The organism is Pseudomonas sp. NFPP25 (assembly GCF_900116505.1).
GTDB classification, from domain to species: domain Bacteria; phylum Pseudomonadota; class Gammaproteobacteria; order Pseudomonadales; family Pseudomonadaceae; genus Aquipseudomonas; species Aquipseudomonas protegens.
Genome location: NZ_FPBG01000003.1, coordinates 250,263 through 272,173, shown reverse-complemented (window position 1 = coordinate 272,173; position 21,911 = coordinate 250,263). Strand labels below are relative to the sequence as shown.

At 64.4% G+C, this 21,911-nt stretch carries 22 protein-coding genes and 1 pseudogene; 10 read left to right on the top strand and 13 right to left on the bottom strand.

The genetic code is table 11. From position 1 onward, the window contains the following. Positions 1-7 precede the first annotated feature (7 nt). The 3 genes from BM382_RS13295 to BM382_RS13285 are packed head-to-tail and all read right to left on the bottom strand — an operon-like array spanning position 8 to position 2,220. Positions 8-334 carry a DUF3325 domain-containing protein gene (locus tag BM382_RS13295; protein WP_011059341.1) on the bottom strand — a complete coding sequence of 109 codons (327 nt, stop codon included), beginning with the start codon at positions 332-334 and terminating at the stop codon, positions 8-10. Continuing rightward, positions 335-1,918: a PepSY-associated TM helix domain-containing protein gene (locus BM382_RS13290; RefSeq protein ID WP_011059340.1), complete on the bottom strand. Its 1,584-nt coding sequence runs from the start codon at positions 1,916-1,918 to the stop codon at positions 335-337. Beyond that, positions 1,915-2,220, bottom strand: coding sequence for a DUF3649 domain-containing protein (locus tag BM382_RS13285; protein ID WP_011059339.1), 306 nt, complete (start codon positions 2,218-2,220; stop codon positions 1,915-1,917). Before BM382_RS13285 ends, BM382_RS13290 begins: the two co-directional genes overlap by 4 nt. Before the next feature lie 219 nt (positions 2,221-2,439). Between BM382_RS13285 and BM382_RS13280 the strand changes: the two genes are divergently transcribed. The 3 genes from BM382_RS13280 to fecA all read left to right on the top strand — a co-directional run bounded on the left by BM382_RS13280 (position 2,440) and on the right by fecA (position 6,465). Beyond that, a complete protein-coding gene (locus BM382_RS13280; protein WP_019093370.1) occupies positions 2,440-2,928 on the top strand; it encodes a sigma-70 family RNA polymerase sigma factor in 489 nt (162 codons plus the stop codon). A gap of 8 nt (positions 2,929-2,936) precedes the next feature. Beyond that, on the top strand, positions 2,937-3,902 hold the full coding sequence (locus BM382_RS13275; protein ID WP_072443040.1) for a FecR domain-containing protein: 966 nt from the start codon (positions 2,937-2,939) through the stop codon (positions 3,900-3,902). Between the two features lie 202 nt (positions 3,903-4,104). Beyond that, a complete protein-coding gene (gene fecA / locus BM382_RS13270) occupies positions 4,105-6,465 on the top strand; it encodes a TonB-dependent Fe(3+) dicitrate receptor FecA (RefSeq protein WP_072443038.1) in 2,361 nt (786 codons plus the stop codon). A 70-nt stretch (positions 6,466-6,535) separates the two neighbouring features. On the opposite strand, the gene BM382_RS13265 is transcribed toward fecA, so the two are convergent. Both BM382_RS13265 and BM382_RS13260 read right to left on the bottom strand, forming a co-directional pair. Continuing rightward, entirely contained in the window at positions 6,536-6,943 is a 408-nt protein-coding gene (locus BM382_RS13265) for an HPF/RaiA family ribosome-associated protein (protein WP_011059335.1), read from the bottom strand. A 213-nt stretch (positions 6,944-7,156) separates the two neighbouring features. Further along, positions 7,157-8,104, bottom strand: a complete 948-nt coding sequence (locus tag BM382_RS13260; protein WP_015634207.1) for a LysR substrate-binding domain-containing protein — start codon at positions 8,102-8,104, stop codon at positions 7,157-7,159. A 135-nt stretch (positions 8,105-8,239) separates the two neighbouring features. Between BM382_RS13260 and BM382_RS13255 the strand changes: the two genes are divergently transcribed. The 3 genes from BM382_RS13255 (at position 8,240) to BM382_RS13245 (ending at position 11,511) form a co-directional block, all read left to right on the top strand. Next, entirely contained in the window at positions 8,240-9,616 is a 1,377-nt protein-coding gene (locus tag BM382_RS13255; protein WP_072443035.1) for an L-serine ammonia-lyase, read from the top strand. Positions 9,617-9,679: 63 nt separating this feature from the next. Next, positions 9,680-10,975 (top strand): serine/threonine transporter, encoded by a 1,296-nt coding sequence (locus BM382_RS13250; RefSeq protein WP_041116018.1) that lies wholly within the window; start codon positions 9,680-9,682, stop codon positions 10,973-10,975. Positions 10,976-11,193: 218 nt separating this feature from the next. After that, positions 11,194-11,511 carry a DUF3509 domain-containing protein gene (locus BM382_RS13245; protein ID WP_011059331.1) on the top strand — a complete coding sequence of 106 codons (318 nt, stop codon included), beginning with the start codon at positions 11,194-11,196 and terminating at the stop codon, positions 11,509-11,511. Here the strand turns inward: BM382_RS13245 and BM382_RS13240 are convergent. After that, positions 11,508-12,008, bottom strand: coding sequence for a phosphate-starvation-inducible protein PsiE (locus BM382_RS13240; RefSeq protein ID WP_011059330.1), 501 nt, complete (start codon positions 12,006-12,008; stop codon positions 11,508-11,510). The two genes, BM382_RS13245 and BM382_RS13240, sit on opposite strands and share 4 nt — an antisense overlap. Positions 12,009-12,274: 266 nt before the next feature. Here BM382_RS13240 and BM382_RS13235 point away from each other — a divergent pair. Further along, a pseudogene (locus BM382_RS13235) lies at positions 12,275-12,514 on the top strand (YebG family protein); the annotation flags it as partial. Between the two features lie 150 nt (positions 12,515-12,664). Here the strand turns inward: BM382_RS13235 and BM382_RS13230 are convergent. The 3 genes from BM382_RS13230 to BM382_RS13220 all read right to left on the bottom strand — a co-directional run bounded on the left by BM382_RS13230 (position 12,665) and on the right by BM382_RS13220 (position 14,482). Continuing rightward, the gene (locus BM382_RS13230) at positions 12,665-13,117 is read right to left on the bottom strand and encodes a hypothetical protein (RefSeq protein ID WP_072443033.1); all 453 of its coding nucleotides are present in this window, start codon (positions 13,115-13,117) and stop codon (positions 12,665-12,667) included. Positions 13,118-13,128: 11 nt separating this feature from the next. Beyond that, positions 13,129-13,383: a hypothetical protein gene (locus tag BM382_RS13225; protein WP_041774068.1), complete on the bottom strand. Its 255-nt coding sequence runs from the start codon at positions 13,381-13,383 to the stop codon at positions 13,129-13,131. Between the two features lie 79 nt (positions 13,384-13,462). Then, complete coding sequence (locus BM382_RS13220; RefSeq protein WP_011059327.1) at positions 13,463-14,482, bottom strand: Leu/Phe/Val dehydrogenase; 1,020 nt, start codon at positions 14,480-14,482, stop codon at positions 13,463-13,465. A gap of 182 nt (positions 14,483-14,664) precedes the next feature. Between BM382_RS13220 and BM382_RS13215 the strand changes: the two genes are divergently transcribed. Next, on the top strand, positions 14,665-15,468 hold the full coding sequence (locus tag BM382_RS13215; RefSeq protein WP_011059326.1) for a SirB1 family protein: 804 nt from the start codon (positions 14,665-14,667) through the stop codon (positions 15,466-15,468). A gap of 230 nt (positions 15,469-15,698) precedes the next feature. Beyond that, positions 15,699-16,166: a GNAT family N-acetyltransferase gene (locus tag BM382_RS13210; protein WP_015634198.1), complete on the top strand. Its 468-nt coding sequence runs from the start codon at positions 15,699-15,701 to the stop codon at positions 16,164-16,166. A 13-nt stretch (positions 16,167-16,179) separates the two neighbouring features. On the opposite strand, the gene BM382_RS13205 is transcribed toward BM382_RS13210, so the two are convergent. The 4 genes from BM382_RS13205 to hmgA all read right to left on the bottom strand — a co-directional run bounded on the left by BM382_RS13205 (position 16,180) and on the right by hmgA (position 20,949). Further along, positions 16,180-17,547, bottom strand: a complete 1,368-nt coding sequence (locus BM382_RS13205; RefSeq protein WP_072443031.1) for an MFS transporter — start codon at positions 17,545-17,547, stop codon at positions 16,180-16,182. A gap of 138 nt (positions 17,548-17,685) precedes the next feature. Next, positions 17,686-18,324: a maleylacetoacetate isomerase gene (maiA, locus tag BM382_RS13200; RefSeq protein ID WP_019093360.1), complete on the bottom strand. Its 639-nt coding sequence runs from the start codon at positions 18,322-18,324 to the stop codon at positions 17,686-17,688. A 12-nt stretch (positions 18,325-18,336) separates the two neighbouring features. Then, positions 18,337-19,641 (bottom strand): fumarylacetoacetase, encoded by a 1,305-nt coding sequence (fahA, locus tag BM382_RS13195; RefSeq protein WP_011059322.1) that lies wholly within the window; start codon positions 19,639-19,641, stop codon positions 18,337-18,339. 3 nt (positions 19,642-19,644) lie between these two features. Continuing rightward, positions 19,645-20,949 (bottom strand): homogentisate 1,2-dioxygenase, encoded by a 1,305-nt coding sequence (gene hmgA, locus BM382_RS13190; RefSeq protein WP_011059321.1) that lies wholly within the window; start codon positions 20,947-20,949, stop codon positions 19,645-19,647. Between the two features lie 167 nt (positions 20,950-21,116). Here hmgA and BM382_RS13185 point away from each other — a divergent pair, with 167 nt between their 5' ends. Continuing rightward, a complete protein-coding gene (locus tag BM382_RS13185; RefSeq protein ID WP_011059320.1) occupies positions 21,117-21,911 on the top strand; it encodes an IclR family transcriptional regulator in 795 nt (264 codons plus the stop codon).

Below are 21,911 nucleotides of genomic sequence, written 5' to 3'. Positions count from 1 at the left end.
GGTCCGCTCAGAAGTGGGCCAGGGCCGCGACCGGGCTGGCCAGCAGGCTGGCCCCCGCCATCGTCAGCACCAGGCGCGGCCGATAGGGCAACAGCAGCACCAGCAGCAAGGCGCTGAACATCAGCACCGCGCACCACTGCACCAGCCCCAGGCTCCAGCCGGTGGCCTGCACTGCTGCTGCCAGCGACAGGCCCAGCAGCATCCAGCCGCCCAGACGCAGGCCGTGGCGGCGCAGGGCCGAAGGCTTGTGCCCGAGCAGCTCGCCGTGATGCCGGTCCAGGGACAGGCACAGGCCGGTAAAGCCGGCATAACAGAGCAACAGCACCAGGAGCATTCAATTCACCTCGGTTTCAGGAGCCGGCGGGCGTTGCCGGGGCACCCGGGGCGTGGCTGTGGCGGCGGCCCCCGCGCGATGCAGCTTGCGCGCCGCCCAGGCCAGGAACAGGCCACTGCCCAGGCACGCCAGGTCGAAACTCGCCATGGCCCAGTCGCCCCGGACCATGAAACCATCCATCAGGCTCGGGCTGGTGAGCACGCTGAGCACCGGCACCCCGGCGAACAGCAAGGCGCCAAGGCCCAGTTGTTCAACCCAGGCGCGACGGCCAGGGCGGACGCAGGCGTGCAACAGGCTCAGGCCCCAGGCCCAGAAGAAGCTGCTGACCTCCCAGTCGGCGCGTTCGGCGAAGCCTGCGGGCAACAGGCGGTTGGCCCAGAAGAACGCCGCCACCGCCAGCAGCAGCCCGGCCATGCTGGCGATGTTCAATACTTCCACCAGGCGCAGTTCGAAAGGCTGGGCGGCACTCTTGGCATGCTTGAGCTGGCGCTTGCCCAGCCAGATCACCAGCCCGGTGCCGATCATCGCGGTGCTGGCCAGCCCACAGAGGAAGTACAGCCAGCGCAACACCGGCCCGGCGAAGCGACCCATGTGCAAGCCATAGAAGCTGCCGCCGATGGCCAGCGGCAGGGATTGCTCGGCAGAGGCCTGCAACGGCTGGCCGGTCACGCCGTTGAACGCCACTTGGCTGCCGAAATCCCGGGCTACCCGGTCGGCTTCATGGCGAAACACCTGCACCGATGCATTCAGGTCCCCCGGGTAACTGACTACCAGGCGCTGCGCATGGCCGCCCGACCAACGTTCCCGGGCCTGCTTCAGCATGGGTTCGAGGGGGGCCAGCGGGGCACTCTGCCCGGCGGCCGAGGCAGCGGCAGCAGCGGGCCGCAAGTCCTCGAAGAAGGCATCGGAATCCCCTTTGTAGGCCACCAGGATGCTCGCCGGCATGACCATGTACATGAAGATCACCAGGCTGCTGTAGGTGATCATCAGGTGAAACGGCAGCACCAGCACGCCCACCGCGTTGTGCCCGTCGAGCCAGGTGCGCTGGCCCTTGCGCGGGCGGAAGGTGAAGAAGTCCTTGAAGATTTTCTTGTGGGTGATGATGCCGCTGATCAGCGCCACGAACATCACCATGGCTGCCATCGTCGACAGCCATCGGCCCCAGGGATAGGGCATCTGCAGCTGGAAGTGGAAGCGGTAGAAGAACTCGCCGCCGCGGGTGTCGCGCACATGCACTTCGCTGCCGGTGGCCGGGTCCAGCAGTTTCTCGGTGAAGGCACCGCGCTCGCCGGGTTTGCCGGGCGCCTGCCAGCCCACCGACAGGCTCGGCTGGCGGGCATCGGGCAGGCCGATGAACCAGCGTTGCGCACCCTGGGCATGGCGTTCCAGGTAGCGTTGGGCCAGCCCCAGGCTGGCATCGGCGTTCAGGACCCGGGCCGGCGCCTCCGGCTGCATCCAGTGGGTGATCTCATCCTTGAAATAGGACAGGGTCCCGGTGAGGAAGATCGCAAACAGCAACCAGCCGAACAGCAGCCCGCTCCAGGTGTGCAGCCAGGCCATGGACTGGCGAAATCCTTCCTTCATAGCAGGGCCACCCAGTAGGCACTGCCGGCGACCAGCGCCAGCACCAGGCTCGGCAGCAACAAGCCCAGCCAGGCTTGCCAGGCACTGCGACAGGCAAAGCACCAGAGCACTGCCACCAGATAGAACAGGAAGGACGTCACCATTCCGCTGACCACGGCATCGGCCCTGGGCAGGGGCAGCAGCAAGGTCAGGCAGACACTGCCCAGCGCCGCCAGCAGATAGCCCCCCAGCACCGCGGCGAATACCCGCGAAGCCACCGCCAGACGATAGGAAGCGGAAAGACCGCCAGCCTTGCTTTTCATGTTTCGACCTTGACGCGAGGGGAGGTCCGGCACAGCACACAGGCGGCCGGGGGAAGTAGGCGGGCAAGTTTAATGATAAATATTCTCATATGCAAAAAGCAGCGACGAACCCGATCCAAACCCGTCGGTCCGGCCTGATTGCCGAATGCCATGTCGCCCCACTACAATGCGAACAATTCTTGTTCTCTTATGCGCCATCTCGGTGCAGGAGCGTCCGGCTTGTCCCACACCGCTACCGTCGAAGGCCTCTACCAGGCCCATCACAGCTGGTTGAACACCTGGTTGCGGCGCCGGCTCGGCTGCCCCCACAGCGCCGCAGACCTGGCCCAGGACACCTTCATCCGGGTACTCAGCGCCCGGGAAACACCGGCCCTGATCGAGCCCCGGGCGTTTCTCACCACCATCGCCAAGCGCGTGCTGTTCAACCACTACCGGCGCCAGGACCTGGAGCGGGCCTATCAGGAAACCCTGGCGCAGATGCCTGAACAGGTGGCGCCCTCCGAGGAAGAGCGGGCCATCATCCTGCAAACCCTGATGGATCTGGACAGCCTGCTCGACGGCCTGCCGCGGCCGGTCAAGCGAGCCTTTCTGCTGTGCCAGCTGGACGGCCTGACCTACGGCGAAATCGCCCGGGAGCTGAATATCTCCATCGCCACGGTCAAACGCCACCTGAACAAAGCGGCGATGCGCTGCTACTTCGCCCTGTGAGTGCCTCGATGAACCCACACCTCAATGGCCAGCCCGATTTCAGCAACCAGGTGGCCGAACAGGCCGTGCACTGGCTGATCGAAATGCAGGGCGGGCCCTTGAGCCCGCGCCAGCAACAGGCCTGGCAGCAATGGCACGATGCCCACAGCGAACATCAGCGGGCCTGGGAGCATATCCAGCGCGTCAACCAGCGCCTGCGTGGCCTGTCTTCGCCCCTGGCCCACGCCGCCCTGAACGCGCCGAAATCCGCCAGCCGGCGCCAGGCACTGAAGCTGCTGCTGATTCTCGGCGCCGGCTCGGCCGCCGCCTGGGGCCTGCGCGAACACAACCCGCTGCCGCCACTGCTGGCGGATTACCGCAGCCCCCTGGGGCAGCGGCGCAAACTGCAACTGAGCGACGGCAGCCAGTTGCAGCTCAATACCAGCAGCGCGGTGGATGTGCGCTTTGATGGCCAGCAACGGCTGATCCGCCTGCTGGAGGGCGAGATCATGCTCACCAGTGCCCAGGATGCCCGGCCGCTGCGGGTGCAGACCGCACAAGGGCAGGTAAGCCCGCAAGGCGCGCGGCTGAACCTGCGCCAATTCAAGGACTACACCCAACTGGCGGTGTTCTCCGGAACCGTCGGCGTGACGCCCCTGGACTACGCCACAACCCCGCCCCAGGTGGCGGCCGGGCAGCAACTGAATTTCACCGGCAACAGCTGGCGAGCTCCCCGGGCCCTGGATGCCGGCAGCGGCGCCTGGAGCGAAGGCATGCTGGTGGCAGCGCACATGCGCCTGGCGGACTTTCTCGACGAACTGGGGCGCTACCGCCGCGGCCAGCTCAACTGTGATGCGCAGGTGGCGGACCTGCTGATTTCCGGCAGCTACCCCCTGGATGACAGCGAGCGGATTCTCGATCTGCTGGAGATCAGCCTGCCGGTCAAGGTACGTCGCTTCACCCGCTATTGGGTCACCGTCCAGGCCCGCGCCTGACGGCACTCTGTCGCCGCTGCCGCGGGCTGCAACCGGCTCCGCAGGGGACGCGCCCTTGACCCGGGCCTCACCCAAGCCCCCGCAAACCAATCGCCGCCCGCCCCGGCACCGAAAAAAAACCACCGCCCATGAGCCGTTTCCCCAGGTTCAAGTGACAGAGAAGGAAAGCCACCTTGATTCCCCCTTCTCAGGACCCACCTTCATGACCGAGCAACCCACCTGCCTCACGCCTCTGGCCCGTACCCTGCGCCACTTGCTGCTGGGGGCCAGCCTGAGCCTGGCCAGCCTGCCCCTGGTCCAGGCCGCCGAGGCCCAGGCCCAGAGTTATCACATCGCCCCGACCTCGCTGGAAAACGCCCTGAACCAGTTCGGCCGGCAAGCCGGGGTGCTGATCTCTTTCGGCTCACACGTCACCAGTGGCGTGCAAAGCCGTGGCCTGCAAGGCCAGTACAGCCCGCAGGAAGGCCTGAACGTTCTGCTGCAAGGCACCGGCCTGCAAGCCCGGGCCGAGGGTAGCAATGCCTTCAGCCTGCAACCGGCCAGCCCCGAGGCCGCTGCGCAGCCGCTGCACCTGGGCGCCTCCAGCGTGGTCGGCGACTGGCTCGGCGATGCCCAGCAAAGCGATGTGTTCGAGCACCCAGGGGCCCGGGACGTGATCCGTCGCGAGGAGTTCGAACGCCAGGGCGCCACCCAGGCGCGGGACGTGCTCAATCGGATTCCCGGGGTCAACGCACCGGACAACAACGGCACCGGCAGCCACGACATGGCGCTGAACTTCGGCATCCGCGGCCTCAATCCGCGCCTGGCCTCGCGCTCCACGGTGCTGATGGACAGTATCCCGGTACCCTTCGCCCCCTACGGTCAGCCGCAACTGTCGTTTGCCCCCATCAGCATGGGCAACATGGATGCCGTGGACGTGGTGCGCGGTGGTGGCGCGGTGCGCTATGGCCCGCAGAACGTCGGCGGCATCGTCAACTTCGTGACCCGGGCAATTCCCGACGCGCCGACGGTCAAGGGCGGCTTCCAGACCGAAACCAGCCCCTCCTCCAGCCATGACGGCTTCAAGACCACCGGCAACCTGCTGGCCGGTGGCACCGCCGACAACGGCCTGGGCGGCGCCCTGCTGTACTCCGGCACCCGCGGCGGCGACTGGCGCGAACACAGCGACACGCAGATCGACGACCTGATCCTCAAGGGCAAGTACCAACTCGATGAAGCCAACAGTTTCAATGCCATGGCCCAGTACTACGAAGGTGAGGCGGACATGCCCGGCGGCCTGAACGTGGCGGACTACAAGGCCGACCCGTACCAGTCGACCCGCCCCTACGACAAGTTCTGGGGCCGGCGCACGATGTTCAACGTCGGCTACCGCTACCAGGAAGACCGCCGCGAATTCACCGTCAACAGCTTCTTCACCAAGACCCTGCGCAGCGGTTACCTGGACCAGGGCAGCTTCCTCTCCCTGTCGCCTCGCGAATACTGGGTACGCGGCCTGGAAACCCGTTTCGCCCAAGGCTTCGACCTGGGGGACAGCAGCCACGAAGTGGGCGTCGGCTACCGCTACATCAACGAGGCCGGTCATGAACTGCGCTATCGCACGCCGCTGACCGCCAACCAGCAACTGCCCACCAGCAACAGCCGCAATGACCGCGACACCCGTGGCGGCACCGAAGCCCATGCGTTCTTCGTCGATGACCGGATCGATATCGGCAAGTGGACCCTGACCCCGGGCATCCGCTACGAGATGATCGAGTCGCAGCAGAGCAACAACCTCACCCACGTCAAATACAAGGGTGACTACAACACCGCGCTGCCGGCGCTGAATGTGATGTACCACCTCAACGAGAGCTGGAACCTCTACGCCAACACCGAAGGTTCCTTCGGCAGCGTGCAATACAGCCAGATGCCCAACCGCGTGGCCAGTGGCGAGGTCAAGCCGGAGAAAGCCCGCACCTGGGAACTGGGCACCCGCTATGACGACGGCACCCTGCGGGCGGAGATCGGCGCTTTCCTGATCAACTTCGACAACCAGTACGACAGCAACCAGACCAACGACACGGTGATCGCCCGGGGCGAGACTCGCCACCAGGGTATCGAGAGCAGCGTCAGCTACGCCCTGGATGGCCTGGCCCCAGCGCTGGCGGGCTTCGATGTCTACGCCACCTACGCCTATGTCGATGCCACCATTCGCGAAGACGGCCCGAACAAGGGCAACCGCGTGCCCTTCTCTTCCAAGCACAAGGGCACCCTGGGGGTGAGCTACACCGAAGGCCCGTGGAAGCTCAACCTCGACAGCAGCTACCAGAGCAGCCAGTTTGCCGACAATGCCAACACCCGTGCCGAAAGCGCCGATGGCAGCACCGGGCGCATCCCCGGCTACATGCTGTTCAGCACCCGCGCCGGGTATGACTTCGGCCCGCAACTGTCGGACCTGAACGTGGCGGTGGGGGTGAAGAACATCTTCAACCACCAGTACTTCACCCGTTCCTTCGACGACAACAACAAGGGCAAGTACGTAGGCGAGCCCCGCACGCTCTATGTGCAGACCTCCGTGGCGTTCTGATTAATTTTCCCCACAAAGCAAAACGGGCCTGCAATGCAGGCCCGTCCGGTTGGGGGGTGAAACTCGGCCGTCAGCTATTGAGCGCGGCCTGTTGGTTCTCCAGGAATTCTTCTTCGAGCAGGGCATCTGCCTCGCTGCCATCAGCTGTGGGCACGGCTGCCGCACGTTTGCCGCGCAATTTGCCGAACATGTGCTCCAGGGCACTTTCCAACTTGACGGTGGCGCCGTCGAGGGCCTGCTCCAGGGTGTCGGCCTTGTGGGTCACGGAAACCGGTTGGTGACCTTTCGGACGGGCTTCCAGCTGGCAGCGCATATCGTCCGGACCCGACTTGCCGCCGTTCTCGTCTCGCAGGTGGACCACTACCCGGGTCAGGTCTTCTTCGTAGCGTTCGAGCGTGCTTTCAACGGTGCTGCGCACCCACTCCTCCATCCGAAGGCTGCTTTGAATATGGTTATCGCTATGGACTTGGATTTGCATAGTTCTTCCCTTATTTCAGCTTGCTCGTAAGAGGGTCAAGGCAATGCGTATGAACCTGCATTTCGTGACCTCTTGATTACACAATTAGGCACGGCGACGAACATTTCAACCCCTTAAAAAAGATAAATATTCATACGCAAATAAAGCCGGACAAACCGCAAAGGCGCTGTTAAGGTCGGGAGTTAGCCCGCCCCATGCGTCAGTCAAAACCGCTCACAGCTGCCCCTCGCCCAGAGGGTGCAAGCCGCGAAAGATCTCCGCTTCCTCCACCAGCCAGTCATGCACCGCGCGTACGCCCGGATGGCTCAGTGCGCCCGGCGCATAGAGCAGCACGTAGCGTTTGTGGTTGGGCACCGCCAGGCCGAAAGGCACGATCAGGGTGCCACGCTCCAGTTCGTCATTGAGCAGGGTGCGCCGGGCAATCGCCACGCCCATGCCGGCAATCGCCGCCTCGATGGTCAGGTGGTTGCGATTGAAGGTATGGCCACGACGCACGTCCGCGCCTTCGAAGCCGATGGCATTGAGGTAGAACTCCCATTCGGCGTATTCATAGCTGCCGCGCCAGGCGGTGATGTCGTGCAGCAATGGAAAATGCGCCAGGTCCGCCGGACCGTGCAACGGCGGACGGCCCCGCAGCAGACTCGGCGCGCAGACCGGGAAAATCTGCTCATCCAGCAACGCGGTGGACTGCAAGCCGGGGTAGCTGCCGTCGTTCAGGTCGATGGCCAGGTCGAAGTCGCCCTCGTGCAGGGCCACGCTGCTGTCTTCGGCCACCAGCCGCAGCTGGATCTCCGGATAACGCTGCTGCAGGCGCGGCAGGCGCGGAGTCAGCCACTTGCCGAGAAACGACGGGATCGAGCGCAAGCGCAAGGTCCCCCCGATCATCCCCGCATCCAGGCGCCGCAGTTCCGCGTCGATGCTGCCGTAGGCCTCGCTCACCGTCAGCGCCAGCCGCTGGCCTTCGGCGCTCAGCTCCACCCCCCGGGGCCGCCGGTGAAACAGGCGAAAACCCAGGCGCTCCTCCAACTGGCGGATCTGCTGGCTGACCGCCCCCGGGGTGATGTGCAGCTCTTCGGCACACCGGGTAAAAGACAGGTGCCGCGCGGCACAGGAAAACACATGCAGCCAGACATAGGTCTGGGCATGAAATTGTCGGCTCATCGTTTAGCCCTGCTAAAGGATCTCTTAGGAAGTTTCGTTGGTCAGTGCTGACCGAGGCGGGCAGTATCGCCGACATTGCGCTTGGCCTACAAAAAATGGCAGCGATCCACCTTCCATTGCTTGTAAGGCTTTAGCATGGCTATCAGTGTTTTCGATCTCTTCAAAGTCGGTATCGGCCCCTCCAGCTCCCACACCGTGGGCCCGATGCGCGCCGCCGCGACCTTCGCCCAGGCGCTGTTCGAGCAGGGCCTGCAAGACCAGGTGCAGCGGGTACAGATCCGTCTCTATGGTTCGCTGTCCGCCACCGGCGTCGGCCATGCCACCGACCGCGCCAGTGTCATGGGGCTGATGGGTGAATGGCCCGACAGCATCGACCCCACCAGCATCAACCCGCGCATCCAGCAGTTGCGCGACAGCGGCCAACTGCTGCTGGGCGGGCACAGCCTCATTGCCTTTGACTGGCAGCAGGACCTGCTCCTGCTGGACGAAAGCCTGCCCTACCACCCCAACGCCATGTCCCTGACCGCCTTTGGCGAGCAGGGCACGCTGCTGGAGCAGACCTACTACTCGGTGGGTGGCGGCTTCATCATCGAAGCGGCCCAGGTCGAGGCCGGTGCCGAAACCACCACCGGTGTCCAACTGCCCTACGACTTCAACAGTGCCGCTGAACTGCTGGCCCTGTGCAAGACCCATAAGCTGCGGGTCGGCGAACTGATGCTGGCCAATGAACGGGCCTGGCGCAGCGACGCCGAGATCCGCAGCGGCCTGCTGCACATCTGGTCGGTGATGCGCGAATGCGTGGAACAGGGCCTGCGCCACGAAGGCATCCTGCCCGGCGGCCTCGACGTACCCCGCCGCGCCGCCAAGCTGCACCGCAGCCTGCTGGAAATCGGCAAGCCGAATGTCATCACCTCGACCCTCTCGGCCATGGAGTGGGTCAACCTCTATGCCCTGGCCGTGAACGAGGAAAACGCCGCCGGCGGGCGCATGGTCACCGCGCCCACCAATGGGGCGGCGGGGATCATCCCGGCTGTGCTGCACTACTACATGAAGTTCAACCCGCAGGCCTGTGACGACGACATCCTCAACTTTTTCCTCGGTGCCGCCGCCGTGGGCATCCTGTGCAAGAAGAACGCCTCCATCTCCGGCGCCGAAGTCGGCTGCCAGGGCGAAGTGGGTTCGGCCTGCGCCATGGCTGCCGCCGGGCTGGCGGAGATCCTCGGGGCGACCCCGGAGCAACTGTGCAATGCCGCGGAAATCGGCCTGGAGCACAACCTCGGCCTGACCTGCGACCCCGTAGGCGGGCTGGTGCAGGTGCCCTGCATCGAACGCAACGCGATTGCCGCGGTGAAGGCGATCAACGCCACCCAGATGGCCCTGCGCGGCGACGGCAAGCACTTCATCTCCCTGGACCGGGTGATCCGCACCATGCGCGATACCGGCGCCGACATGCATGACAAATACAAAGAGACTTCACGGGGCGGCCTGGCGGTGAGCTGGGTGGAATGCTGAGGAGCCTTCCCTGACCGTCCGCACTACGTGAGCCCGAGCAAAAATAATAACGAGGCGATAACGATGACCGATGTACCGACACCTGCTGCCCAAAACCCTGCTGTAGCCACACCCCGCGACACCACCAGCGCCCGCCAGGGCTGGAGCAAGCACGACACCACCTGGATGCTCGGCCTGTATGGCACCGCCATCGGCGCCGGCACCCTGTTCCTGCCGATCAACGCCGGGGTTGGCGGCTTCTGGCCGCTGATCGTGCTGGCGCTGCTGGCCTTCCCCATGACCTTCTTCGCCCACCGCGGCCTGACCCGCTTCGTTCTTTCCGGGCGCTCCGGAGACATCACCGAAGTGGTCGAGGAGCATTTCGGGGTCGGCGCCGGCAAGCTCATCACCCTGCTCTACTTCTTTGCCATCTTCCCGATCCTGCTGGTGTACAGCGTGGCGCTGACCAACACCCTGAGCAGTTTCATGGAACACCAGCTGCACATGACTCCACCGCCGCGGGCGCTGCTGTCGCTGCTGCTGATCCTCGGCCTGATGGCCATTGTGCGTTGCGGCCAGGGCGTGATCGTGCGGGCCATGAGCCTGCTGGTCTACCCGTTCGTCGCTGCGTTGCTGCTACTGGCCCTGAGCCTGATCCCCAACTGGAACGGCGCGTTCTTCGCCTCGGCCGGCGAAGGCATGCCCCTGCCGCTGTTCTTCAAGACCCTGTGGCTGGCGATCCCGGTGATGGTGTTTTCCTTCAACCATTCGCCGATCATCTCGGCCTTCGCCCTGGATCAGAAGCGCCATTACGGCCCGCAGGCCGAAGCCAAGAGCAGCGGTATCCTGGCCACGGCCCACGGCATGATGGTGCTGACAGTGATGTTCTTCTGCTTCAGTTGCGTGCTGGCCCTGTCGCCGGCGGACCTGGTAGCGGCCAAGGAGCAGAACATCTCGATCCTGTCCTACCTGGCCAACCACTTTCAGACCCCGGTGATTGCCTATGCCGCCCCGCTGATCGCCCTGGTGGCCATTACCAAGTCGTTCCTGGGCCACTACATCGGCGCCAGCGAAGGCTTCCAGGGCCTGATCGTGAAAAACCTGCGGGGGCGCTCGCTGTCCTCCAGCAGCCTGGAAAAGATCACCGCGCTGTTCATGATCCTCACGTGCTGGGCCGTGGCCACCTTCAACCCGAGCATCCTGCACATCATCGAGACCATGGGCGGACCGGTAATCGCCTGCCTGCTGTTTCTGATGCCGATGTATGCGATCCGGCGGGTGCCTTCACTGCGCCAGTATTCGGGCCAGTTGTCGAACCTGTTCGTGGTGCTGATCGGGCTGGTCGCACTGTCTGCGATCATTTATTCGGTCGTGCCCTGAATCGGACCGGGATAAAAAAAGCGGACCTCGTGGTCCGCTTTTTTGTCCCCGTATTCATTGCCCGGCGCGTTTCCCGGCATGTCCCTTGCTTTGTCCCGGGGGAGGAATACGGACGTTGGCCACCCTCGGCGAACGACTGGCCAGTGGTCCGGAATCGCGAACTAATTCCGCGCCCTGCCGGTCAATGACTGCACGATCCAATCAGGCGGTGACGCATCATGGACAACCCTTTTCAACTGATTACCGACACCTTCACCCCGCAATACCAAGTCAACCTGAGCATCCAGGGCCTGGACGGCAGCATCATGCTGACCTTGTCCGAAGGTGGCCGGGTGGTGGCCAAGCGCATGATCAGCGCGGCCCAGCGCAATGACCCGCAGCGCATCAAGCGCCTGGTGCAAAGCATTCAGTTTGGTATCGCCATCGAGCAGGGCCACAGTGCCGTGGCCATTCTCGAGGCCATGACCAACGGCGACAGCCTGGGCCTGCCGCCGCCCACCGGCCAGAAGCTCGCGCCGCCGGCCCTGAGGTTCTAGAGCTCGCCCTTCTCCACTTCCGGGTGTTCGCCGGAGCCCGCGCCGATCTTGCGCTGTGGATGCTCGATCTTCACCGAAGGGAACTGCGACGAGGCGTAGCGCACCACCAGGATGGCGAAGGCCAGCAACAGGATGCCGCCGCACAGGTAGATGATGCCCAGGTCCGGCGGGTTGTGGTGCGAGACGTTGGAAATCAGCAACCGGGTCAGCGCGGTGATCGCCACGTAGATCAGGAAACGCACCGGCATGTGGTTGGTCTTGAAGTAGATGCCGACCATCGCCCCCAATTCCAGGTAGATGAACAGCAGCAGGATGTCATCGATCTTGATGTGGCCCACCTCGATCATCTGCAAAAATTCCATCACCGCCGCCCAGGCGGTCACCGCACCGATGGCGAACAGCGCCAGGTAGTGGAACGACTCGACGAACAGGTTGCCCAGGGATTCGGCCAGCTGGTGGACGTTCTGCCGCAGGTTCTCGGCCCAATTGATTTTCACGATGGTTTTTCCTTAGGTCGTTTCGACCGGATGATGCGGACTGGACGTGACGGTTGTTCTGCATGCAGAAAAAAGGCCAGGAGCCTTCAATGAGATGGTGGCCGCCGGCAACGAGGCACGGCCTGGTAACAATCGGCCCGGGAAAAAAATTGCGTCTACATTAAAAAGCCACTATCCAAGGGAAAAGGTTTCGCCTATTCTCTCGAACTGTATATAGATACAGTGTTTATACAGACCCATTATCGTGAAGGCATGTGAGGTGGTGAATGGCCGTCGAAGTGGTATACCGCAGCAGCCGAGATCTGGAGCGCTTGTTCATGGATAAAGCCGAAGCTGACCGTCATGACAAAATGCTCGAACTGGCTGAATTGCTCGCTGAAGTGTTGCACAAAGCCGTGCCGTCGCTGAGCGAACAACAGGTGGAAGAAGCCGGGATCTACATGGCGAAGAACCGCGATGTGTTCGCCAAGGCGTTCAAGAGCCAGCCGGACGCGTTGTCCGAGTTGCTCAGTGCCCCCGCTCCCGTAGTGGAGGCTGTGGCAGAGCCGCAACCTGTTGAAGCCGAGGCGCCAGCCAAACCGGCGAAAGCGGCCAAGGCCGCAAAATAGGCTTTACGCGAATTGAATAAGCCCTGTGCCCCTGGCACAGGGCTTTTTTCATGCCTGCGAAGGCAAGAGTGGCACTTGTGCGGTGGCCCGTTGAAGCGCTGTCGCCCCTGGCGGATCAGGCAATTCGATAGCGTTGCGATGCAGCAGGGAAGTGATCTTGCCCAGGAAGGCCAGGGGCATCTCAGTCGAGTCGCCATACAGGTCAACCATTCCCACCTCAACTGCGCTGTCAACGATGCAGGAGAACGCCTCGACCTCTTCAGGCGCTATCAAGGCGACAAGCTCCTGGGGCCACTCATCTCCGCGACCATTGAGTGCCAGCAGCGCCCCGGCTCTCTCCCACGCCAGTAGATCGCCCTTTGGCGGGTAGCCCTCAAGGTGCTTTATCAACTCATCGATGGACGGGTGAGCAATGCCTTTTCGTTCGCAGTAAACCGCCAGGCATGCCGCTGCGTACAACTGCAGTTGCCTGATGGAGCAGCCAGTCAATGGTGGGGCCATATCTGGCGCTGTCATTGCGCGACGTCCCAGACCCTGGAGCCTGCGGAACAAAAACCTGATGCGATATCCATGGCTTCCAGAATTCGGTCCTCCAGCTCTTCTGATGCGCCAGGGCGGAGTGATGCCAGATGCTTGTATACGGCCTCTGCGCAAAAGCCCTTGTCCCGGTATGCCACAAGAACATCACGAACCGCCTGAAAGTCCGCCCCCGCCCGCAACAGGCAGGACAACTGCTCATCCAGCCCGGTCTCCAGCGCTTCACGCATCGTCGATACATTCCTTGTCAGTGGGCACTTCGCAGCCGGATGGTACACAGAGCCTGGCCAAGGGTTAAGGCAAGAATGCCTAGCGGTACAGCACACGTTCCGCCAGTTCATCGGCCACTCGCGCCGGGGAGCGCTTTTCGGCCTGGGCGTGGGCGAAGATTTCCGTCAGCCGCTGGCTGATCTTCGACAGGTGGGCGGTGATGACCGGCAGTTCCGTGTTGCGGTGCTTGAGGGACACATAGATCAGCCCCCCGGAATTGATCACGTAGTCCGGCGCATAGAGAATCCCGCGGCGCTCCAGTTGATCGGCCACCTGCAGGTTGGTCAGTTGATTGTTGGCCGAACCCGCCACCGCCGAGCAGCGCAGTTGCGCCACGCTGAGGCTGTTGAGCACCGCCCCCAGGCCGCAGGGTGCGAGGATGTCGCAAGGGGTGCTGAGCAGAGAATCGTTGGCGATGGGATGGGCGCCCAGTTGCTCCATGGCCAGTTGCACCTTGCCGGCATCGATATCGCTGACCAGCAACTCCGCCCCGGCAGCGTGCAACTGCTCGGCCAGGGCATAGCCGACATTGCCCAGCCCCTGGATCGCCACCCGCAGGCCTTCCAGGTTGTCGCTGCCCAGGCGCGCCATGGCGGTGCTGCGAATGCCGGCGAACACTCCCATGGCAGCATGGGGGGCCGGGTCGCCCGCGGCACTGGTGCTGGTGACGTAACGGGTCTGCTGGGCGATGCAGTCCATGTCGGCCACCGAGGTGCCGCTGTCGATGGCGGTGATGTAGCGCCCGTCCAGTTGCTCGACGCATCGGCCGAAGGCTTCGAACAGGGCGGCGCGGCTTTCCACATGGGCGGGGCGGATGATCACGGCGGTACCGCCCCCCTGGGGCAGGCCGGCCAGGGCGGCCTTGTAGCTCATGCCCTGGGCCAGGCGCGCGGCATCCGTCACGGCACTGCTGTCGTCGGGGTAGGCGAGGTAACGACAGCCGCCCAGGGCGGGCCCCAGGCGGCTGTCGTGGATGGCGATCACTGCCTTCAACCCGGTACAGGGGTCGACGCTGAGGTGCAGCGATTCAAGGCGGGTGCTGTGCATGAGAGCGAACATCGACGGGCTCCCGAATCACTTCTTGTAGACGCCAGTATAGGCTTGCGCCTGGAATTTGCTGCGCCGCGCAGGAATAAGCCCCGGGGTTTTGCAGGCTTTGGGAAATAACCTGCTACCACGCATTTCAACACTGGACGAAGCTTCGTCACGAGGCTAAAACGAGGCATCCGTCGGAGATCGAGATGAACCCGCGCCAAGCTTTTTTCGCCTGTCTGCACCGCTCGCCACCCGCCCTGCTGGAAGCTGCCCTGTGGATTGCCGCCGAGCATGATCCCCAGGTGGTGCCCGGCCTGTTGCTGGAGGAGTTCAAGCAACTGCAGCAGCAAGTGGGCAGCAGCCTGCCGACGCTGCCGGCGAACGAGCTTGGCCAACCGCTGTTGCGCCGGCTCAACGACCTGGGTTTCCAACAGGACGAACACCTGCCCCTGCGGCCCCAGGCGGCGCTGATGGACAAGGTCCTGGAGCGTCGGCGCGGCCAGCCCCTGGCCCTGGCCCTGATCGCTCTGGAACTGGCGCAGCGGCTGCAGGTGCCGCTGGCGGGGGTGAACTTTCCCGGGCACTTCCTGCTGCGGGTGCCCGGTGCCGACCACCTGCTGGACCCGTGCGGCGGGCGCCGGCTGTACCCCAACGATTGCCGGGAACTGCTGCAACGCCAGTACGGCGCCCATATCAAGCTCAGCGCCGAGCACCTGGCCAGCGCCGAACCGCTGCAGATGTTCCAGCGCCTGTCACGCAACCTGCGCCAGTTGCACCTGTCCTACGACGACCACCTGGGGGCCCTGATCAATGCCGAACGGGTCCTGGAAATCGGCAACGGCAGCGCCGCCGACTACCTGGCCCGGGCCAGCCTCTACCAGCGCCTGGAATGCCCGAATGCCGAACGCTTCGACCTGGAGCACGCCCTGCTGCTCAGCGACGACCCGATCCAGCGCCTGCGCCTGACCGAACGCCTGGGGCACCTGCCGCCCAACACCATCGTGCACTGAATCCCCCCGCTGTTTCGCGCCTGCCGTGCAACAAGGCCCGCCGCCCTTCTGCCTGCTGCAAGGATGAAAAAGCATGAACAGCGCCGAACGCTTCCTCGAGAATTTCCACCCGCGCCACCCCGGCACCACGCCAACGGCTGGGGGCTGTTGCTGATCCAGGCCAGGGCCGCATGACAGCAGCGCCCGGGCTCTGGCAGGATGGGCGGCTAACCCCAGGGAACGGACACAGCATGCTTATCAGAAAAGCCCACGGCGCCGACGCACAACGGGTCTTCGACATTCGCAACCAGGCCATCAACCAGCAGTGCGCCGGCCACTACCCCGAAGCGGACCTCCAGGTCTGGACGGCTGGCGAACTGAGCGACTACTTCATCGAAGTGGTGGAAAACACCGGCCATGTCGCGGTCATCGACAATCAGGTGACCGCCAGCGGCATGCTCGACCTGGAGACCGGGCAGGTCGACGCGGTGTTCGTCGACCCGGCCTACATGGGACGCGGCATCGGCCGCAAGATGATGGAGTACCTCGAAGAACGGGCGCTGGAAGCCGAGTTGCCCCACCTGATCCTGGATTCCACCCTCAACGCCGCCGACTTCTATCGCCGCTGCGGCTTCGTCGGTGAGCGCATCGCCCAGTACCAGTCGCCCCGGGGCCTGACCCTGGCCTGCGTGCCGATGATCAAGCACCTGGCGCGCTGAACCACCCTGCCCCTCAGGACTTGAGCGGGGCCTGCCGTTGCGCGGCCGGCCCCGCCTCACCCGAGGCCGACGCCAGGGGCGAACGCACCTGAATGATCAACAACGCCGAAAGCAGGGCCGGAATCGCGCAGAAGAAGAAAATCTGCTGCACCGGAATATGCATCGCCAGCAGCATGCTGCCGAACAGCGGACCGAGGATCGAACCGAAACGCCCCACGCCCAAAGCCCAGCCGGTGCCGGTGGCGCGTACCTGGGCCGGGTAGAAGTTGCTGGCGAAGGCATTCAGGGTCAACTGGCCACCGATGATGCAGAAGCCCGCGGCAAACACGAACACCACCAGGTAGCGCGGGTTGTCGTGGTTCAACCCCAGTAGCACGGTGCACAGTGCGGCGGCGCTGAGCACCGCGGCCAGCAGGCGCACCTTGCGTTTCAGGCGGTCGGCGAACCAGGCCATGCAGATCGCGCCGAGGGTGCCGGCGAAGAGGAACATCGAAGTCACCAGGTTGGCCTGCTTCAGGGCCAGGCCACTCTCCAGCAGCAGCGTCGGCAACCAGCTGATCATGAAATACAGCAGGATCAGGCTGACGAAAAAGGTCGCCCAGATCAGCAAGGTCGGCCGTGCATAGCCGTGGCGGAACAACTCCAGCACCGTGAGCTTGCTGTCCGCCTGCTCACCGCTGTTGAGCACTGCGGCCGGCGGTTGCCAGTCCGGGAGCATCTGTGCGGTGACCTTGCGCAGCCGCGCATAGGGCGGCGCGTCCCGCAGCAGGCGCGGCAGCGATTCGGGCAGGCGCCAGAGCAGGAAAGGAAACAGCAGCAGCGGCGTGATGCCGCCGGCGAGGAACACCGCTTCCCAGCCAAAGCGATCGATGAAGCCGGCGGCAACGAAACCACCCGCCGCGCCGCCAAAGGAGAAACCGCAGGCGGCCAGGGTCACCATCAGGGTGCGCAGGCGCGGCGGCGAATATTCGGACATCAGCGCCATCGCGCTGGGCATCGCCCCGCCCATGCCGATGCCACAGATAAAACGGGCGGCCATCAGGCTTTCAAGGGAATTGGCGAACACCATCAGCACCGTCAGGCTGGCGTAGATCAGCACGCAACAGAGCAGGATCCGGCGCACGCCAAAACGGTCGGCCAGGGGCGTCACCGCCAGGGACCCCAGGGTCAGGCCCAGCAGGTTGGCGCTGAACACCGGGCCGAAGGCGGCCTTCTCCAGCCCCCAGTCCTGGGCCAGGGCCGGCACCACATAGCCCAGCACCTGGGCGTCGTAGCCATCAGTGACCAGCAGCAAGGCGAGAAGCAACAAGAGCAACCACTGGTAGCGGGACACCGGGCGGGCGTCGAGCGCAGCACGAAAGCTGGCAATCTGATTTTGCATCGCAAGGTACCTGTTCGGTTTTTTATGGTTATGGGCAGCAATGTTGCGCAGGTCACAGGCGGTGACCGCTCAGGCCCCGTTGCGGGGCCTGGGTGATGCGGATGCCACGCTGCCCCGGATACCGGGCAGCGTGCGGGTTCAGGCTGGCGTATCCGGCTGGTTGGCCGGGTGCGCGGCCTGGAACGCCGGGTGCTCGGCGGCCAGGGCCGCGACCCGGAGGATCCGCGGATAAGCGTCCAGGGACACCTTGAAACGCTCGGCCGCATACAGCTGGGGAATCAAGAACACATCGGCCAGCCCCGGCTCATCGCCAAAACAGAAGCCCTGGTCGCCGATCAGTTGCTCCAGGGCCGCCAGCCCCTGGCTGATCCAGTGGTCGATCCACACCAGCAGTTGCGCTTCCTCATGGCCCCATTCCCGTAGCAGGTTCTGGGTGCTGGAGTTGTGCAGCGGATGAATGTCGCAGCCGATGATCGCGGCAACCGCCCGTTCCCGGGCGCGGCTGACCAGGTCCGTGGACAGCAGCGGCACCTGTGGATAACGCTCCTCCAGGTACTCGATGATTGCCAGCGACTGGATCAGCAGGTCGCCGTCATCGGTCCGCAGGGCCGGCACCCGGCCCTGCGGGTTGATCTCCAGGTACTCCGGCTGGCGATTCGCACCGCCCTTGGGCACCAGCAGATTGACCGGTATGGCCTGGAACTCCAGGCCCTTGAGGGCCAGAGCGATGCGCACCCGGTAGGACGCAGTAGAGCGGTAGTAGGTATAGAGCTGCATGAGGGCTCTCCCTTAACGTGCCGGCTGGACCGTGCCGCGGCATTCGCCGAAGCCGATGGAGGCGAAACCCTCACGGCTGCAACGCCCGCGCAGGATGATTTCATCGCCGTCCTCGAGGAACTTGCGCACCTCGCCGGACGCCAGTTCGATGGGTTTCTTGCCGCCTTCGGTGATCTCCAGCAGGCTGCCGAACTGGCCGCTCTCTGGGCCGGACAAGGTGCCCGAACCGAACAGGTCGCCGGCCTGCAACTGGCAGCCGTTGACGCTGTGGTGCGCAACCATCTGCGCCACGGTCCAGTACATGTACCGGGTGTTGCTCAGGGTCAGGCGGTGTGCCGGCAGGCCCTGCTCGCGCATGGTGCGGGTGGTCAGCAACACTTCCAGTTCGATGTCGAAGCCACCGGCGGCCTGGTCGCGCTTGTCCAGCAGGTACGGCAGCGGTTGCGGGTCGCCTTCAGGGCGCGGGGCCTGGGCCTGGCGGAACGGCTCCAGGGCCTCGGCGGTCACCACCCAGGGCGAAATGCTGGTAATGAAGCTTTTCGACAGGAACGGGCCCAGCGGCTGGTATTCCCAGGCCTGGATATCCCGCGCCGACCAGTCGTTGAGCAGGCAGAACCCGGCGATGTGTTCGGCGGCGTCGCCAATGGCGATGGGCTCGCCCATCTCGTTGCCCTGGCCGATCCAGATGCCCAGCTCCAATTCGTAGTCCAGGCGCGCGCAGGGGCCGAAAGTCGGTTCGGACTGCCCGGCCGGTAGGGTCTGGCCCTTGGGCCGGCGCACGTCGGCACCGGAAGTACGGATAGTGGAGGCGCGACCGTGGTAGCCGATCGGCACGTACTTGTAGTTGGGCAGCAGCGGGTTGTCGGGGCGAAACAGCTTGCCGACGTTCTGCGCGTGTTCGATGCCCACATAGAAGTCGGTGTAATCGTTGATCTTGGCCGGCAGGTGCATCTGGCAGTCCGCGGCCAGGGGCAGCAGTTTCGCCCCCTGGGCCTCGATCTTGCCGCGCAGGCTGCTGCCTTCGCCGAGCAGTTCCAGCAGGCGTTCGCGCAAGGCGACCCGGGCCGGGCGGCCGAGTTCGAAGAACGCATTCAGCTGGCCGCCACGGGCCGCCTGCACCGCAGCCTGGGCCTGGCCTTCGAACAGCCCGGCATCCAGCGCCGCTTCCAGGTCGAAAATCTGTTCGCCAATGGCGACCCCGCTGCGGGGCGCCGAACCCTGGGTGCTGAAGACGCCCAGGGGCAGGTTCTGCAACGGGAAGTCGGGGTGACCGTTGGCGGACTCGACCCAGCTACGGGTGATGGTGGGCAAGGTCATGGGTTATCTCCGATTCGGGTTGAAGGTGACGGGCAGCGAGGCCCAGCAAGCATCGTAGTCGTTCTGCAGCTCTGGGCACTCCAGGGCGAACTGGCTCGGGCGCAGCACCTGGCTGGTCTCGAACATGAAGGCCATGGTGTTGTCGATCTTGGCCGGCTGCAACTGGGCGTTGATCGCCTTGGTGCAGGTCTCGCCGTCCGGGCCGTGGGCGCTCATGCAACTGTGCAGCGACGCGCCGCCGGGCAGGAAGCCTTCGGCCTTGGCATCGTAGGCGCCCTGGATCAGGCCCATGAACTCGTTCATCAGGTTGCGGTGGAACCACGGTGGACGGAAGGTGTTCTCGGCCACCATCCAGCGTGGCGGAAAGATCACGAAGTCCAGGTTGGCCAGGCCCGGCACGCTGGTGGGCGAGGTCAATACGGTGAAGATCGACGGGTCCGGGTGGTCGAAGCTGACGGTGCCAATGGTGTTGAAACGACGCAGGTCGTATTTGTACGGCACGTTGTTGCCGTGCCAGGCCACCACGTTCAGTGGCGAGTGGTCGAGCTCGCAGCCCCAGAGCTCGCCGAGGTACTTCTGGACGAGCGTGGTGGGCTGGCGCAGGTCTTCGTAATGAGCCACCGGGGCCAGGAAGTCCCGAGGGTTGGCCAGGCCGTTGCTGCCAATCGGCCCAAGGTCCGGCAGGCGCAGCGGCGCACCGTGGTTCTCGGCGACGTAGCCACGGGCTTGCGGGTCCAGCAGTTCGATGCGGAATTTCAGCCCGCGAGGCAACACGGCGATTTCCAATGGCTCCAGGTCCAGCATGCCCAGTTCGGTGACGATGCGCAGGCGGCCCAGTTCCGGCACCAGCAGCAGCTCGCCATCGGCATTGAAGAACACCCGCTCCATCGAGCGGTTGGCACGGTAGTGATAGACGCTGATACCCGCCGGCTTCTGCGCAGCCGAGTTGGCCACCATCGCCACCAGGCCGTCGATGAAATCGGTGGGCTCGCTTGGAATCTGCAGGGGGCTCCAGCGCAGGCGGTTGGGGGTGACCTCACCCAGGGGGCCGCCTGCCAGCTGGCGCGCAAGCTTGGCGAAAGCCGGGTGCTTGGCCGAGGGCTGGATGCGGTACATCCAGGTACGCCGGGCTTCGCTGCGGGTCATGGTGAAGGCGGTGCCGGAAAACAGTTCGGCGTACAGGCCATAAGGGGCTTTTTGCGGGGAGTTCTGGCCGACGGGCAGCGCCCCTGGCAGGGCCTCGCTGGCAAATTCGTTGCCGAAGCCCGATTGGTAGCTGAGGGCCGACGCCGAAGAATCGAGGTTCATGGAGCCTCCTGTAAGTTGGAATAGGCAGGGGCCCACCACTCCCTCACAAGAGCTATCGGCACGCCTGGGTTATTTTTATCGTAATCCAATTACGTATAACGTAATTTGATTGCCCAGGAGCGTCAAGCTATAAAGACCGCCACTTGTCACGGGACCCCAATGCCTCCATGGAAAAGCCGCGCAGCATCAGCGACAGCACCGGTAAACAGAAAGTCCGCTCGGCCGAGGTCGGTACCGACATCCTCAAGGCCCTGGCCGAACTGTCGCCGGCCACTTCCCTTTCGCGCCTGGCCGAACATGTGCAGATGCCGGCAAGCAAGGTGCATCGCTACCTGCAGGCCTTGATTGCCAGCGGCTTTGCCGAACAGAACAGCGCCACCAATCACTACGGCCTGGGCCGCGAAGCCCTGCGGGTAGGCCTGGCCGCCCTGGGCAGCATGGACGTACTGAAAGTCGCGACCCTGCCCCTGGCGGAACTGCGGGACGAATTGAACGAAACCTGCTTCCTCGCGGTGTGGGGCAACCAGGGCGCGACGGTGGTGCATATCGAACCGGCGGTGCGGGCGGTGACCGTGGTCACTCAACTGGGCTCGGTGCTGCCACTGCTCAGTTCATCCACCGGGCTGGTGTTCAACGCCTACCTGCCACAGCGCGAAACCCTCGACCTGCGCCAGCAGGAACTGGCAACCGGCAGCCCCCACGCCCTGGCCGACAAGCAGGTGCACGATGCCCTGGCCGAGCAGATTCGCCAGCGCGGGCTGCACCATGTCCACGGTTTGCTGATGCCCGGTGTCGATGCCCTGTCGGCGCCGGTGTTCGATGCCACCGGCAAAATCGCCGCGGTGCTGACCGTGGTAGGGCCGACGTCGCTGTTCCACGCCGATGAACATGGGCCCGCAGCCCAACGTCTGCTGGCGGCCAGCTCTGCAGTGAGCTGGCGCATGGGTTATCAGCCGCAATAA